The sequence below is a fragment of the Mycolicibacterium aurum genome (assembly GCF_900637195.1).
GTDB classification, from domain to species: domain Bacteria; phylum Actinomycetota; class Actinomycetes; order Mycobacteriales; family Mycobacteriaceae; genus Mycobacterium; species Mycobacterium aurum.
Map to the genome: position 1 here is coordinate 5,741,621 of NZ_LR134356.1, position 12,587 is coordinate 5,754,207.

The 12,587-nt window shown below is 68.4% G+C and carries 15 protein-coding genes; 10 read left to right on the plus strand and 5 right to left on the minus strand.

Annotated features, from left to right (window positions below; all coding sequences use genetic code 11):
• Window positions 1-35 precede the first annotated feature (35 nt).
• Complete coding sequence (locus EL337_RS27240) at window positions 36-710, plus strand: class I SAM-dependent methyltransferase (RefSeq protein ID WP_048630750.1); 675 nt, start codon at window positions 36-38, stop codon at window positions 708-710.
• On the opposite strand, the gene EL337_RS27245 is transcribed toward EL337_RS27240, so the two are convergent.
• The 4 genes from EL337_RS27245 to EL337_RS27260 form a co-directional block, all read right to left on the minus strand.
• Window positions 707-1,780 (minus strand): MMP endo-(1,4)-3-O-methyl-alpha-D-mannosidase, encoded by a 1,074-nt coding sequence (locus EL337_RS27245; protein WP_048630751.1) that lies wholly within the window; start codon window positions 1,778-1,780, stop codon window positions 707-709. The genes EL337_RS27240 and EL337_RS27245 overlap by 4 nt on opposite strands.
• Entirely contained in the window at window positions 1,773-2,498 is a 726-nt protein-coding gene (locus EL337_RS27250) for a class I SAM-dependent methyltransferase (RefSeq protein ID WP_048630752.1), read from the minus strand. The genes EL337_RS27245 and EL337_RS27250 overlap by 8 nt, the downstream gene beginning before the upstream one ends.
• Window positions 2,492-3,727, minus strand: coding sequence for an MMP alpha-(1->4)-mannosyltransferase (locus EL337_RS27255; RefSeq protein ID WP_048630753.1), 1,236 nt, complete (start codon window positions 3,725-3,727; stop codon window positions 2,492-2,494). The genes EL337_RS27250 and EL337_RS27255 overlap by 7 nt, the downstream gene beginning before the upstream one ends.
• A gap of 185 nt (window positions 3,728-3,912) precedes the next feature.
• Window positions 3,913-4,368, minus strand: a complete 456-nt coding sequence (locus EL337_RS27260) for a PPOX class F420-dependent oxidoreductase (RefSeq protein ID WP_048630754.1) — start codon at window positions 4,366-4,368, stop codon at window positions 3,913-3,915.
• A 48-nt stretch (window positions 4,369-4,416) separates the two neighbouring features.
• Here EL337_RS27260 and EL337_RS27265 point away from each other — a divergent pair, with 48 nt between their 5' ends.
• Together EL337_RS27265 and EL337_RS27270 are read left to right on the plus strand one after the other, a co-directional pair.
• Window positions 4,417-4,725, plus strand: a complete 309-nt coding sequence (locus tag EL337_RS27265) for a hypothetical protein (RefSeq protein WP_048630755.1) — start codon at window positions 4,417-4,419, stop codon at window positions 4,723-4,725.
• 53 nt (window positions 4,726-4,778) lie between these two features.
• Window positions 4,779-5,417, plus strand: a complete 639-nt coding sequence (locus EL337_RS27270) for an FMN-binding negative transcriptional regulator (protein WP_048630756.1) — start codon at window positions 4,779-4,781, stop codon at window positions 5,415-5,417.
• Here the strand turns inward: EL337_RS27270 and EL337_RS27275 are convergent.
• Window positions 5,357-5,881 (minus strand): hypothetical protein, encoded by a 525-nt coding sequence (locus tag EL337_RS27275; protein ID WP_048630757.1) that lies wholly within the window; start codon window positions 5,879-5,881, stop codon window positions 5,357-5,359. The genes EL337_RS27270 and EL337_RS27275 overlap by 61 nt on opposite strands.
• Before the next feature lie 84 nt (window positions 5,882-5,965).
• Between EL337_RS27275 and EL337_RS27280 the strand changes: the two genes are divergently transcribed.
• From EL337_RS27280 to EL337_RS27305, 7 genes are all read left to right on the plus strand, one after another.
• Entirely contained in the window at window positions 5,966-7,360 is a 1,395-nt protein-coding gene (locus tag EL337_RS27280; RefSeq protein ID WP_048630758.1) for an acyl-CoA dehydrogenase family protein, read from the plus strand.
• Window positions 7,361-7,501: 141 nt separating this feature from the next.
• Window positions 7,502-9,358: a hypothetical protein gene (locus EL337_RS27285; RefSeq protein ID WP_048630759.1), complete on the plus strand. Its 1,857-nt coding sequence runs from the start codon at window positions 7,502-7,504 to the stop codon at window positions 9,356-9,358.
• Complete coding sequence (locus EL337_RS28850) at window positions 9,355-9,504, plus strand: hypothetical protein (protein WP_170216940.1); 150 nt, start codon at window positions 9,355-9,357, stop codon at window positions 9,502-9,504. The genes EL337_RS27285 and EL337_RS28850 overlap by 4 nt, the downstream gene beginning before the upstream one ends.
• Entirely contained in the window at window positions 9,501-9,914 is a 414-nt protein-coding gene (locus tag EL337_RS27290; RefSeq protein WP_048630760.1) for a sporulation protein, read from the plus strand. Before EL337_RS28850 ends, EL337_RS27290 begins: the two co-directional genes overlap by 4 nt.
• Complete coding sequence (locus tag EL337_RS27295) at window positions 9,911-11,197, plus strand: hypothetical protein (protein WP_048630761.1); 1,287 nt, start codon at window positions 9,911-9,913, stop codon at window positions 11,195-11,197. Before EL337_RS27290 ends, EL337_RS27295 begins: the two co-directional genes overlap by 4 nt.
• Window positions 11,198-11,223: 26 nt before the next feature.
• Complete coding sequence (locus tag EL337_RS27300; protein ID WP_048630762.1) at window positions 11,224-11,901, plus strand: PAS and ANTAR domain-containing protein; 678 nt, start codon at window positions 11,224-11,226, stop codon at window positions 11,899-11,901.
• The gene (locus EL337_RS27305; RefSeq protein WP_048630763.1) at window positions 11,898-12,473 is read left to right on the plus strand and encodes an isochorismatase family protein; all 576 of its coding nucleotides are present in this window, start codon (window positions 11,898-11,900) and stop codon (window positions 12,471-12,473) included. The genes EL337_RS27300 and EL337_RS27305 overlap by 4 nt, the downstream gene beginning before the upstream one ends.
• Window positions 12,474-12,587 lie beyond the last annotated feature (114 nt).

Below are 12,587 nucleotides of genomic sequence, written 5' to 3' on the forward strand. Positions count from 1 at the left end.
TCCACTAGGGTCCGGCAGCGGTAAGTTGGACCGCGATGAATGACTCCGAGACTGCGCTGCCGCCCGCCGCTGCGGCCCTGTTCGAACACGCCGAGAGCGTCACCGGCTTCATGCCTGCCGACGAGGGCCGGGCGCTCTACGACACCGCCCTGCGCTATCTCGGGGACGGAGTCGGCGTCGAGATCGGTACGTACTGCGGCAAATCCACCGTCATGCTGGGCGCCGCCGCACAGCAGTCCGGCGGCCTGGTCTACACCGTCGACCACCATCACGGGTCCGAGGAACATCAGGTCGGCTGGGAGTACCACGACACCTCGATGGTCGACCCCGTCACCGGCCTGTTCGACACGCTCCCGGCGCTTCGCCACAACCTCGATGCCGCCGGCCTCGATGACCACATCGTCGCCGTCGTCGGGCGCTCCCCCGTGGTCGCGCGGGGTTGGCGAACTCCGTTGCGGCTCTTGTTCATCGACGGCGGGCACACCGAGGAGGCGGCCAACCGCGACTTCGACGGCTGGGCCCGGTGGGTCGACGTGGGCGGGGCCCTGATCATTCACGACGTGTTCCCCGATCCCGCCGACGGCGGGCAGGCGCCGTACCTGATCTACCGACGGGCGCTCGACATCGGCGACTTCACCGAAGTCCGGGCGACGGGGTCGATGCGTGTGCTCGAGCGGGTGTCCGGCCAGCCCGGCACTCTCGGCGCCTAGCGCTCCCGGCGCTCGCTGGTGGCGCACTCGCAGTCGTATTCGCCCTCAAGGCCTCTCGGCAGATCCGTGCCGCGGAAGATTCCGCTTCCCGGCGTCGCTCCCGAGAGAGCGTCGGCGGCGAGAATGACGGCGCCACCGGTCCAGGTGGTTCGTTCGACGGGCCAGCGCTTCCCGTCCGAGTAGACCAGCCCCGTCCAGTAGGAACCGTCCTCCTCACGCAGGTGGTGCATGGCCCCGAACTGCTCGTGTGCGCGGTCGCGGTTGCCGATCGCATCCAATGCCATGACCAATTCGCAGGTTTCGGCCCCTGTCACCCACGGCCTGTCGTCCACGCAGCGGATGCCCAGTCCGGGGACGACGAAGTGGTCCCACCGTTCGTCGATGCGGGCCTGCGCCCGCGGCCCGCGCAGCGCACCGCAGAGAACCGGGTAGTACCACTCCATCGACCAGCGATCCTTGGTGACGAAGGCCTCCGGGTGATGCGCGATCGCGTGGCCGAGCCGCCCGACCGCCACCTCCCATTCGGGCTGCGGAGCGCCCACGTAGTCGGCGAGGGCCAACGCGCAGCGGATGCTGTGGTGGATGCTGGCGCAACCGGTCAGCAGTGCCTCGTCGGCGTCACCGGAAGGGCCACGCGCCCAGGTGATTTCGCCGGTGGCACCCTGCAACTCCAGGACGAAGTCGATGGCACTGGCGACGACGGGCCACATGGCCTCGGCGAATCTGCGGTCGCCGGTGACGAGCACGTGATGCCAGACGCCGGTGGCGATGTAGGCGCAGAAGTTGGTGTCGCTGTTGGCATCCTCGACGACGCCGTTGCGCAGCTGGATCGGCCAGGTGCCGTCGGGCCGCTGCGTGGTGCGCGACCATTCGAAGGCCGCGCGTGCAGGCTCGAGCAGACCCGCTGCCGTCAGCGCCATCGCACTCTCGACATGGTCCCACGGATCGGTGTGGCCGCCCACCGACCACGGGATGGCGCCCGTGGACTCCTGCGTCGCAGCGATCGACTCTGCCGTCTGCCGGCACTGGGCCGGCGTGAACACACCCGGCACCCCGGGAATGTCATGCATCAGCGGCGTCGGGCTTCCTGAAATAGAGGGCCACGCTCTTGCCGATCAGCGGGTTGAGCACAGCTTCTGCGGTGCGCGTCAGCCATGGCTGACTCATCATGTCCCACACCAGCAGCTTGTGATAGGCGGCCACCGCGGGGTGGTTGTTCTTCTCGGTTCCCACAGCGCATTTGAGCCACCAGTACGGCGAGTGCAGGGCATGCGCATGCTGGGTGTGGGTCAACGCAAGGCCGTGGGCGAGCACCTTGTCGCGCAGTTCGTCGGCCCGGTAGATGCGGATGTGCCCACCCTCGTTGGCGTGGTACTCGTCGGACAGCGCCCAGCAGACCCGCTCGGGAAGCCAGCGCGGCACCGTGATCGCGAGTGCACCACCGGGTTTGAGCACTCGCACCAGTTCGGCGATGGCCTGATCATCGTTGGGGACGTGTTCGAGGATCTCCGAGGCGATCACGCAGTCGAAGGTGCGGTCGTCGTAGGGAAGGTCGAGCGCGTCACCCTTGACGGCTTCACCCTTGGCCGACGCCGGCGCCTCGCCCTGAGCCTGCATGGCCTGCAGGATCTCGTCCACATCGTTGAGATCCGATGCGCTCTGGTCGAATCCGATGACGTCGGCACCGCGCCGGAACGCCTCGAACGTGTGCCGTCCGGCGCCGCAGCCGACGTCGATCACCTTCGTGCCCGCGCCGACACCGAGCCGGTCGAAGTCCACGGTCAGCATGTCGCGACCCTTTCACAAGCCTTCTCGTACACCGCGACGGTCTGCGCGGCGACAGATTCCCAACTGAACACCTCGAGTGCGCGGCGACGGCCGTTGTCGCCGAGCCTGCGCAGTTCCCTCGGCGAGTCCAGTAATTCGCCGAGAACGGCGGTCAGCTCATCGACGTCGGCCGGCTTCACCAGCCGCGCGCACTCCCCGTCGACACCGACGACCTCGGGCAGGGCCCCGGCCCGGCTCGCGACGATCGGGGTTCCGCTGGCCATGGCCTCGACCGCGGGCAGCGAGAAACCCTCGTACAGCGAAGGGATGCAGGCCACTTCGGCCGAGGCAAGCAGCTCGGCCAGCTCGGAGTCGGACAGCCCGCTGGAGCTGTGCACGATGTCGGAGATGCCCAGCTCGGCGATCAGCTTCTCGGTGGGTCCGTTGGGTTCCAGCTTGGCGACCAACTGCAGTTCGAGGTCGCGCTCGACGCGCAGTCGCGCGATGGCGTGCAGCAGATGGGCGACACCCTTGAGGGGAACGTCGGCACTGGCGATCGCGATGACGCGGTTGCGGACCCGGGTCTGCGAGGGCTGGAACAGCTCGGTGTCCACCCCAAGGGGGACGACGTGCAACTGGTCGGGGCTGACGGCGAAGTCGTCGGCGATGTCGACCGCCGACGTCGAGGACACGGTGACGAGCTCCGGGATCCGGCGCGCTACCTGCTTCTGCATCTCGGCGAATCCGTACCACCGGCGCACCAGCGGCTTGCGCCACCATGTGGCCGCCGCCACGTCCACCACGCGGTCCCGGGTGATCGGGTGGTGCACGGTGGCCACCACGGGCAGTCCCGAATCCGCGATCCGCAGCAGCCCGGTGCCCAGGCACTGGTTGTCGTGCACGACGTCGAAGTCGTCCAGCCGGTCGGCGAGCAGTCGGGCCACCCGCAGGCTGAAGGTCTTGGGTTCGGGGAACCCGGCGGTCCACGTCGTCAGCAGCTCGAGCAGGTCGATGGTGCTGGTGATCTCGCTGGGACGCGGCACGCGGAACGGGTCCGGCTCGCGGTACAGGTCCAGACTCGGCACCTTCGTCAGCCGAACCCGGGGGTCGAGGCCGCCGGGATAGGGCTGGCCGGAGAAGACCTCGACGTCATGGCCGAGTTCGACGAGTCCGCGGCTCAGATGCCGGACGTAAACCCCTTGGCCACCGCAATGGGTCTTGCTCCGATACGACAGCAAGGCGATACGCATGGTCAGCTCACTGGACCTGGAGGGCGGCCCTGAGCTGCCCGAATCGTGTGACGCAAGTAATCCGAACCCTCCTGGACATGTGTCCAGACTATAGTTTGACGTGCTAGCTGACGCAATCCGCCCGCTTGCTCTGACTACCACAGTCGCCGCCGAACGTCCTGTTCGACCTCGGCGGACCACCGGTTTTACGAGGGCGGGAAGCCCCCGGTGGCCACCGGGCCCCAGCGCTGCGGCGTGACCCTGATCAGGCACTTGCGCTGATCGAGCATCGCCTGGCGGTACTCGTCCCAGTCCGGATGCTCGCCGGCCACCGACCGGAAGTACTCGACGAGCGGCTCGAGGGCGTCGGGCAGGTCGACGACCTCGGCGTGGCCGTCGACCTGCACGTAGGGGCCGGTGAAGTCGTCGGACAGCACGACCACGCTGGCGCGGGGCCGATGCCGGATGTTGGCGGTCTTGGCCCGTTGGGGATAGGTCGCCACGACGATGCGGCCCTCGCCGTCCACGCCGCCGGTGACCGGGGAGGTCTGCAGCGACTCGCCCGCCCGGAACGTCGTCAGCACCATGTGGTGCCGTGGCCGGATGAAGTCGAGCAGTTCGGGCAGTGTGACCACGTCGGCGGTGGCGAATTTCCTGGCCATGTTCGCCAGCGTATCGATGTGTCGGACCCCCTCCGTAGCGTGTCGAACATGAGTTCGAAGAATGATTGGGCTGAGGCCCTCGACACCGTCGACCGCGCATACCGGCAGGTGGCCGACCTGTCCTTCCACACACTCCAGCCCGCCGACCAGCGTGCCCTTCTGGTCCGGCTGGACGCACTGGAGAAGTTGCTCGCGGCCACGCAGCGCAGCCTGCTCGGCCACCTGATCGCCGGCCCGCCACCGGTCGAGTTCGCGGGTGCCCCGTGGGCGAAGGTCCTGGCGCGCCGGCTGCGCATCTCGGAGGGCGAAGCGCACCGCCGCATCGCCGAGGCCGGGGCGGCGGCCGGCGCGGCGTGAGGCCGCGGTTGCGCAGCCGGGACGGGGACGGCCCTCTCTAGGCTGAGCACACCATGTACATCCCGCCGAAGTTCGCGCTGCCGGACGCCGACACCCGCGCCGCCCTCGCGCGCGCCGGCTTCGCGAACCTGGTGAGCCACACCGACGACGGGATGCTCGTCACCCCGTTGCCGCTTCTCTACGACCCGGTCCGGCACTCCCTCATCGGGCACGTGGCCCGCGCCAACCCGCACTGGTTGGCCGTCGGCGCCACGTCCGTCGCGATCTTCTCCGGACCACAGGCATACATCTCGCCCGGCTTCTATGCCACCAAGGGTGAGACCGGGAAGGTCGTCCCGACATGGAACTACGACGTGCTGACCGTGCACGGACATCTCCTCGCCCACGACGACACCGACTGGCTGCGCGATCTCGTCAGCATGCTGACCGAGCGTCATGAGCAGAACCGCGACCAGCCGTGGCAGGTCACCGACGCACCGGAGTCCTATGTCTCCGGTCAGCTCGCGGGCATCGTCGGGGTGGAGCTGAGCATCACGTCGGTCGAGGGCAAGGCGAAGATGTCGCAGAACCAGCCTGATCGCAACCGCGACGGCGTCGTCGCCGGCCTGCGCACGTCATCCCACCCCGGCGATCATGCCGTGGCCGAGCGCGTCGAGAGCTTCGGCAGCACCAGGGCGAACACCCGCGGGTAGCCCACACCCGTCATCCGCGCGCACCGGACGGCCTCGAGCTCGACGGAGCGCATCTCACCCGACGACGGCTCGTAGCAGCGCAACCGGTCAGCCGTGACGTCGACGATCAGCACCCAGTGTCTCGGGAGAAGACGGCCGACCAGCATCGCCACCGGCCAGCCGGCGTCGACCACCGCCAGCACGTCGGCGAGCCCGTCGCTACGCCCCCGCCACAGCCGCCATCGGTAGCGCACCGCGCGCTCCCGCGAGTGCACCGTGATCGCCCGCGCCATCCCCATCGGCGTGGTGCCGAGCATCCGCGGCCACACGCGGTTGATCCGCGCATGCACCCGACCCTGCTCCCTCGCGAACCATTCCTGCGTCGGTTCCGCCCCGTAGGAGGGATCGAGCAGAGCGCCGGCCATCACGGCGACCGAGGGCCCACACGTGGTGCCGTCACGTTGGCGGAGCGCGGCAATCCGCATCGGTCCACGGTAGGCCGACCCCGATTCCTCCGGCAGCGAAGTGGGTATCGGTGAACACATGTGCACTCAATCCGGGAGTCCGTCATGACCTTCGACATCACGCCGACAGCAGCCCAGCACGACCTCGCCCGGCGCGCCCACGAGTTCGCCGAGCAGGTCGTTCGCCCCGTCGCCGCCGACTACGACCAGCGCCAGGAGTTTCCGTGGCCGGTACTGGAAGAAGCGGCCGCGCGCGGCTTCTACAGCCCGCTGTTCTACCGCGACCTGATCGGCGACCCGACAGGGCTGTCACTGCCGATGTTCATGGAGGAACTGTTCTGGGGCTGCGCCGGCATCGGACTGGCCGTGGTGATGCCCGCGCTGGCCCTGTCGGCCATCGGGCAGGCGGCCTCGCCCGAGCAGATGCTGCAGTGGGCGCCCGAATGCTTCGGCACACCAGGCGACCTCAAACTCGCCGCGCTCGCGATCTCAGAGCCGGAAGGCGGCAGCGACGTCCGGAATCTGCGCACCACCGCCCGCCGCGACGGCTCGGGACCGGACGCAGACTGGATCATCGACGGCCACAAGATGTGGATCGGCAACGGCGGCATCGCCAACGTCCACGTCGTCAACGCCGTCGTCGACCAGGAACTCGGCCACAAGGGCCAGGCGCTGTTCATCGTGCCTGGCGGTACCCCCGGCCTTGACATGGTGCGCAAGCTCGACAAGCTCGGCTGCCGCGCCTCTCACACCGCCGAGTTGAAATTCACCGGTGTCCGGATTCCCGCCGACCACCTGCTCGGCGGGCAGGAGAAACTCGACCACAAACTCGCCCGCGCCCGCGAAGCCGTCGCGGGCGCCAAGCACTCCGGGTCGGCGACGTTGGGCACCTTCGAACAGACCCGGCCGATGGTCGCCGCGCAGGCGCTCGGAATCGCCAGGGCCGCTTTGGAATACGTCACCGAATACGCCAACCGCCGGGAAGCCTTCGGTGCGCCGATCATCGACAACCAGGGCATCTCGTTCCCGCTCGCCGACTTGGCCACCGGACTGGATGCCGCGCGGTTGCTCACGTGGCGGGCGTCCTGGATGGCGGCAACGGGCATCCCCTTCGAACGAGGTGAGGGCTCGATGTCCAAACTGGCGGCCAGCGAACTCGCGGTGCGGACCACCGAACGCGCCATTCAGACGATGGGCGGCTACGGCTACATCAAGGATCACCCCGTCGAGAAGTGGTACCGCGACGCGAAGCTGTACACCATCTTCGAGGGCACCAGCGAGATCCAGCGGATGGTCATCGGCAACGCCCTCGGGGCCGCAGACGGAAAGCCGCCCCTGCACGTCGACCTCGAGCCCACGGGCGGCCCGCTGAACCGCGTGCTCGGCCGCGGCACCCCGGCCCGCACCCAGATGGGCGCCTCGGCCCTGTCGATGAAGGACCGCGTTCCGGCCCCAGTGATGAAGATGGCAATGAAAGTGCTGCGCCCGCCGCGGAGGTGACGCTCACCGACGGCCAGGCGTACCCGCAGTTCAACGACCGGCGAGCAGGAAAAAAACCCGGTACCCCTGGTTTCACCTAGGCATGATCTGGCAACATTACCGACGAGTAAGGTATTCGCGACGGGTGGGGAAGGGACAACGATGGAGTTTCCTGTGCAGGCGGTGTCGGTGCTGGCGCAGCCGTCGGGCGGTGACGAGGGTGGAGGCGCCGCTCTCAGCGAGATCATCGCTCTGTCCGCCGCCGGCGCGGTGGTCGCGGCGGTGCTGTTGTGGATCGGCTGGATGCACCGCACGCACAAGATCACCTGGCTGACTCGGCTGGCCGAGTGGACGGGACACCGATTCAAACGCCCGCCGTGGGTGGCACTGCCCATCGCCATGTTCATCACGTCGATCATCTGTGCGCTGTTCGGCTTCATCTGGGACGTCAGCCTGCACATCGGCAACGGCCGAGACGACGGCGCGCTGGCCAACCCCGCCCACTACTTCATCCTGATCGGCCTGTTCGGAATCTTCGTGGCGGGCTGTACCGCGATGGTGCTGCCCCTGGGCGAGGAGAACAAGCCGGGCCCGTCGGCGGTCCGCATCACCGATGACTGGTACGCCCCCGTCGGCGGCATCGTGATGGCCGGCTGCGGCCTCTACGCGCTGATGGGCTTCCCGCTCGACGACATGTGGCACCGCATCTTCGGACAGGACGTGACGCTGTGGGGTCCCACCCACCTGATGATGATCGGCGGCGCCGGCTTCTCCACGCTCTCTGCGCTCTACCTGGAGTACGAAGGCCGCCGGGTCAGGACCGCCGACACCCCACCCGACGGGTTCGGCCTGCGGTTCGTGCAATACCTGGCGTTCGCGGGCGTCCTGATCGGCGCGTCGGTCTACCAGATCGAGTTCGACTTCGGTGTCCCGCAGTTCCGTCAGGTGTTCCAGCCCATGCTGATCGCCGCCGCGGCCGGGCTGGCGCTGGTTGCCGCCCGCGTCTTCATGGGCCGCGGCGCCGCCCTCATCGCGGCAGTCGTCGCCATCGGTCTCCGCGGCATCGTCGCCTTCCTGGTGGCGCCCGTCCTCGATGCACCGGTCAACTGGTTCGCCCTCTATCTCGGAGCGGCCGTCGTCGTCGAACTCCTGGCGCTGACGCCGCTGATCAAGCGACCCGTGGTCTTCGGGCTCGTCGCCGGTCTGGGCATCGGCACCGTGGGCCTGTGGATCGAGTCGTTGTGGATCAACGCCGTCTATCCGCTGACGTGGCCGACCAGCATCTGGCCGGAGGCGCTGGCCATGGCGATACCCGTTGCGGTCCTCACCGGCGGCTGCGGGGCGATGGTGGGCATGGTGCTGACGGGCAAGCGACTGCCCCGCCGGGCCGTCGGGGTGAGCCTGGTGGCGTTGACCATCCTGGCGATCGGCGGCGCCGCGGCCAACGGCCTGCGCTACGACGTCCCACCGAACGCCACCGCGTCGGTGACGCTGACCGAGGCCCCGCCTGTCGACGGCCAGCGTTTCGTCACTGCGGACGTGCGGTTCAATCCACCCGACGTCCTGAGCGACAACCCCAACTGGGTGACGGTGCTGGGCTGGCAGGGAGGTCTGGCGAACGAACGCGGCATCTTCCACGACAGCCTGGAGAACGTCGGACCGGGACACTTCCGATCGACCCAGCCGATGCCGGTCTCCGGCACCTGGAAGACCCTGTTGCGTGTGCACGACGGCAGGACGTTCACCGCGGTACCGATCTACCTCGCCGGCGACCCCGGCATCGGGGCGGAGGAAGTGCCCGCCGAGGCGCAGTTCACCCGCCCGTTCGTCGCCGAGATCACCATTCTCCAGCGCGAACGCAGCCCTGACATCCCGCAGTCGCTCTGGCTGATCGGCTGTCTGGTGGTGCTCGTCTGCACCCTCGCCATGATCGCCGGAATCACTTGGGGCGGTGGGCGAATCAATAACACCGAACCCACCGACAGCGAAGCCGAGTTCCAACCCTCGACTCAGGCATGACGTCACCACCGGACGTGGTGGTGCTGGCCGACCACCCGATCTGGCTGGCGGTGCCGGCGTTCGCACCCGCGATCGTCGTCGCCGCGGTGGTCGTCTACATCGCAGCCAAGAACCGACGGAAACCCGACAACGACAGGGAACAGTGAGCACCGCACACAGATGCCTCGCCGTCGCCGCGGCGGCGATCCTGCTGAGCGCCTGCGGTTCCGGCGAATCCGCCGACACCGCAACGCCATCGGGGTCGGCGACGGTCGACCCGTCCGCGATGACCGAGGCCCAGGCGCCGCCGCAGCAGCTGGTCATCGACGTCACCATCAAAGGCGGCACGGTCACCCCGACCAACGAACAGCTGCAGGCCGAGGTGAACGAGCCGATCGTCGTCCGCGTCGACAGCGACGCCACCGACGAGCTGCACGTGCACTCGACCCCCGAGCACAGCTTCGACGTCGGGGTCGGGCCCGCGCAGTCGTTCCAGTTCACCGTGACGGTTCCCGGCCGCGTCGACATCGAGTTACATGAGGCGCACACGACGATCGCAACGATCCAGGTGCGGTGACGTCACAAGTCCTCGCCCACGGTCTCGGCGGTTCGACGGATCTCCCGATTCCGTTCACGTACGCCCTCATCGGAGCCGCGTGGGCGCTCACGTTCACCTTCGCGGTGGTGGCGCTCGCGTGGCGCAAGCCGCGATTCGACGCCGCCGCACCCGGACACCCGCTGCCCGACTGGGTGACCCGCACAGTCGATGCGGCGCCCACCCGGTGGGTCCTGGCCGGGCTCGCGTTGCTGGCCACCGCATGGGTGGCCATCGCCACGTTCACCGGTCCGCAGGATTCCGGCAACGCGCTGCCCGGCGTGTTCTATGTGCTCCTGTGGGTCGGCCTGGTGGCGCTGTCGGTCGCGGCGGGCCCGGTGTGGAAGGTGATGTCCCCCGTGCGGGCTGTGCACCGGTTCACCGGACGGCGTGACCTGGGCCGCAATTATCCTGCAGCGCTGGGCTACTGGCCCGCCGCCGCGGGCCTGTTCGCTTTCGTCTGGCTCGAGCTGGCCAGTGCCGACCCCGGATCGCTCGCTGCCATCCGGACCTGGCTGCTGGTCTACCTCGCGCTCACGCTGGCGGGCACCATCTGCTGCGGAACCCGGTGGTGCGCCCGCGCCGATCCGTTCGAGGTGTACAGCGTCGTCGCGTCGCGGCTGTCACCGTTTCGCCGAAACATGAACGGCCGCATCGTGATCGGGAACCCCTTCGACAACCTGCTGTCGCTGCCGATCCGGCCGGGAACAGTGGCGGTGTTGTCGGTGCTGCTGGGTTCCACGGCCTTCGACAGCTTTTCGGCGATGCCACGGTGGCGCGGCTTTGTCGACGACGTCGCACAGTCAGAGGCGACGGCCACCCTGATCCGCACCGGCGGACTCGCGGCATTCGTCTGCATCGTGGCGGTCACCTTCTGCGCGGCGGCCCGGTGCACCGGCGGGGTCGACGCACGTCGACGGCGTGAACTGCCCGGACTGCTGGCGCACTCACTGATCCCGATCGTGATCGGCTACGTGTTCGCGCACTATCTGACATATCTGGTCGAACGTGGTCAGCAGACCGTCTATCGGCTGTTCGGCATACCGGACACCGAGGTGGTGTACGTGCTGTCGATGCACCCCGCGGTGCTGGCCTCGTGCAAGGTCGGATTCGTGGTCGCCGGCCACGTCGCCGGAGTCGTTGCGGCGCACGACAGGGCGCTGCAGGTCCTGCCCGAGCGCCATCAACTCACTGGTCAGCTCGCCATGATGCTCGTCATGGTCGGCTACACCTTCACCGGCCTGTATCTGCTGTTCGGAGGATGATCACACCATGACGCCAGGGACGTTCTGTGCCAAGCGATGACCCACTGGAGCAGGCGCTCACCGGCGGAGCGCCCCAGCGCGTCGGCTCGTTCCGCTTCTACTACGCCGACCAACGGTGGGAGTGGTCGGAACAGGTGCAGCTCATGCACGGCTACGAACCGGGGTCGGTGACGCCCACCACCGAGCTGGTGTTCTCGCACAAGCACCCCGACGACCGACGCCAGGTGGCTGCCACCCTCGACGAGCTGCGCCGGGGTCACGGCGCCTTCTCCACCCGGCACCGGATCATCGACACCCGCGGCGAGACCCACGACGTCGTCGTGATCGGCGACCGGCTCGAAGACCAGTCGGGTCGCCTGATCGGAACCCACGGGTTCTACGTCGACGTCACCCCGTCGGCCGCGATGACGCAGGCGAACTTCACCGCGGCGCTCAGCGACATCGCGGAGTCCAGGGCCGCGATCGAGCAGGTCAAAGGCATGCTGATGCTGATCTACCGCATTGATGCCGATTCCGCCTTCGAGCTGCTGCGGTGGCGTTCCCAGGAGACCAACGTCAAGTTGCGGGCGCTCGCCGAGCAGCTGGTGGTCGACTACGCCGCGCTGGTCTACGACGACGTACTGCCACCGCGTGCGACGTTCGACCATCTGTTACTCACCGCTCACCAGCGGGCCGACCGCAGCGCAGATACCGTGGAAGGGTGACCGAGCCACACACCGCGCTGATCATCGTCGACGTGCAGAACGACTTCTGCGAGGGTGGCTCATTGGCCGTGGCCGGCGGCGCCACGGTGGTGCAGGGCATCAATGCGCTGCTCCGCGACTCCCCCGGCTACGCACATGTGGTCGCCACCAAGGACTTTCACATCGATCCGGGCACGCACTTCTCTCCCGATCCCGACTACGTCGACTCCTGGCCGGTGCACTGCGTCGCCGAGACGCACGGCGCGGACTTCCACCCCGACCTCGACGTCATGCCCATCGAGGCGGTGTTCACCAAGGGCCGCTACGCGGCTGCCTACAGCGGCTTCGAAGGGACCCTCGACGACGGCACCTCACTGGCGGACTGGTTGCGCGCGCGGGGAATCGATTCCGTCGACATCGTCGGAATCGCGACCGACTACTGCGTGAAGGCCACCGCGGCCGACGCGGCCGCCGCAGGGTTCGCCACCAGAGTGCTGCTGGGCCTCACCGCGGGGGTGTCCCCGGCGACGAGCGCAGACGCCGTCGACGCGATGCGCGCCGCGGGTGTCGAGCTGGTCGGCAGCTCCGGGTGATCGTGACCACACCGTCACCAGGGCATGTTTGCGACCGCTCGTAACGGGGCAGTTCAGCGGACGTGGTCACGCGCCACACCCCTGATCCGGCCGTCTCGCTCGCCATGCTCGGGC

What these genes read in the sequence shown, in the direction of transcription:
- EL337_RS27240 (WP_048630750.1), top strand. Translation starts at nt 36, where the DNA reads ATGAATGACTCCGAGACTGCGCTGCCGCCCGCCGCTGCGGCCCTGTTC.
- EL337_RS27245 (WP_048630751.1), bottom strand. Translation starts at nt 1,780, where the DNA reads ATGCATGACATTCCCGGGGTGCCGGGTGTGTTCACGCCGGCCCAGTGC.
- EL337_RS27250 (WP_048630752.1), bottom strand. Translation starts at nt 2,498, where the DNA reads ATGCTGACCGTGGACTTCGACCGGCTCGGTGTCGGCGCGGGCACGAAG.
- EL337_RS27255 (WP_048630753.1), bottom strand. Translation starts at nt 3,727, where the DNA reads ATGCGTATCGCCTTGCTGTCGTATCGGAGCAAGACCCATTGCGGTGGC.
- EL337_RS27260 (WP_048630754.1), bottom strand. Translation starts at nt 4,368, where the DNA reads ATGGCCAGGAAATTCGCCACCGCCGACGTGGTCACACTGCCCGAACTG.
- EL337_RS27265 (WP_048630755.1), top strand. Translation starts at nt 4,417, where the DNA reads ATGAGTTCGAAGAATGATTGGGCTGAGGCCCTCGACACCGTCGACCGC.
- EL337_RS27270 (WP_048630756.1), top strand. Translation starts at nt 4,779, where the DNA reads ATGTACATCCCGCCGAAGTTCGCGCTGCCGGACGCCGACACCCGCGCC.
- EL337_RS27275 (WP_048630757.1), bottom strand. Translation starts at nt 5,881, where the DNA reads ATGCGGATTGCCGCGCTCCGCCAACGTGACGGCACCACGTGTGGGCCC.
- EL337_RS27280 (WP_048630758.1), top strand. Translation starts at nt 5,966, where the DNA reads ATGACCTTCGACATCACGCCGACAGCAGCCCAGCACGACCTCGCCCGG.
- EL337_RS27285 (WP_048630759.1), top strand. Translation starts at nt 7,502, where the DNA reads ATGGAGTTTCCTGTGCAGGCGGTGTCGGTGCTGGCGCAGCCGTCGGGC.
- EL337_RS28850 (WP_170216940.1), top strand. Translation starts at nt 9,355, where the DNA reads ATGACGTCACCACCGGACGTGGTGGTGCTGGCCGACCACCCGATCTGG.